Source organism: Rhodococcus sp. T2V, from assembly GCF_029269925.1.
GTDB lineage: Bacteria > Actinomycetota > Actinomycetes > Mycobacteriales > Mycobacteriaceae > Rhodococcus_F > Rhodococcus_F koreensis.
Genome location: NZ_JARJBD010000308.1, coordinates 1 through 1,075, shown reverse-complemented (window position 1 = coordinate 1,075; position 1,075 = coordinate 1). Strand labels below are relative to the sequence as shown.

Annotated in this window: 1 protein-coding gene; it reads right to left on the bottom strand. The window is 66.6% G+C overall.

Features of this window, described 5'->3' with window-relative positions; all coding sequences use genetic code 11:
- Positions 1 to 216: 216 nt before the first annotated feature.
- Positions 217 to 993, bottom strand: coding sequence for a VOC family protein (locus P3H15_RS54065; RefSeq protein ID WP_276144834.1), 777 nt, complete (start codon positions 991 to 993; stop codon positions 217 to 219).
- Between the last annotated feature and the right edge of the window lie 82 nt (positions 994 to 1,075).

The following is a 1,075-nucleotide window of genomic DNA, read 5'->3' as shown; positions in this document are numbered from 1 at the left end:
CTCGAACGCAACCCGCACATCGTCGACGCCGTCCTCACGGTCGCAGACCCGCATGAACAAGACGTGGGCACCGACGACCACGACCGACCGTGATCTATCCACCGCAACAACCCGGTGACAACTCAGCGTCACCACCGCTCAGCCGGTACGGATTGCGGACATCTCCCGTCGCGGACGTCCTGAAATCCGGAAAGCTACTTCCTCCCCGAGACTCCTCTACCCCTGTGCACCCGACAGCGGGCAACCCACCGTGAACTTCGCCCCGAACGGATCGGTGACATCCGCGGTCCGCCCGTACACCATGTCCGTCGGATCGTCCGCGGCACCACCGCCGGCCCGGGCCGCGGCGACGGCCGCGTCGGTATCGGCCACCTGGAAGAGCGTCCCCCAGGAAGACTCCGAGGCAGCCGCATCGCCCACGATGCCACCGATCTCGTGCCCGTCCGGCCTGCGCAGAAAGGTGAAGTCCACGCCCGGCAGGTCGGCGTTCCCGTCCAGCGTGAAGTCGAACACCGCCGCGTAGAACTCCCGCGCCGGACCGGGATTCGGTGTCACCAAGTCGTTGCGCAACAACGTGTTCGGCTCGTTCACGAGCTCGCAGCCGACGTGCGCCCGCCCCTGCCACAGGCCGAACTGCGCACCTGACGGATCCCGCACCATCGCCATCCGACCCTGGTCGGCGATGTCCATCGGCTCCATCAGTGACGTGCCGCCCGCGGCTGCGGACCGAGCGACCGTCGCATCGAGATCATCAGTTGCCAGGTAGACGTTCCACCAGAACTCGGTGGCGTTCGCGTCGGGATTCGGCATCAGCGCGGCGACCTTCTTGCCGCCGAGCAGACACATCGTGTACCGGCCGTACTCCTCGGGACCCACGTCGAACTCCCACCCGAAGACCGACCCGTAGAAGGCCATCGCTCGGTCGAGATCCGGGATGCCCAGGTCGATCCACGTCGGGGTACCGAGTGGTTGATTCGTCGTGACCGCGCTCATCGCTGCTCCTCAGCTGTCGGATACCCACCCGACGCTAGCCCGCGGCACCGACATTCGGCGGCAGAGCCACAGGATTCGCTGT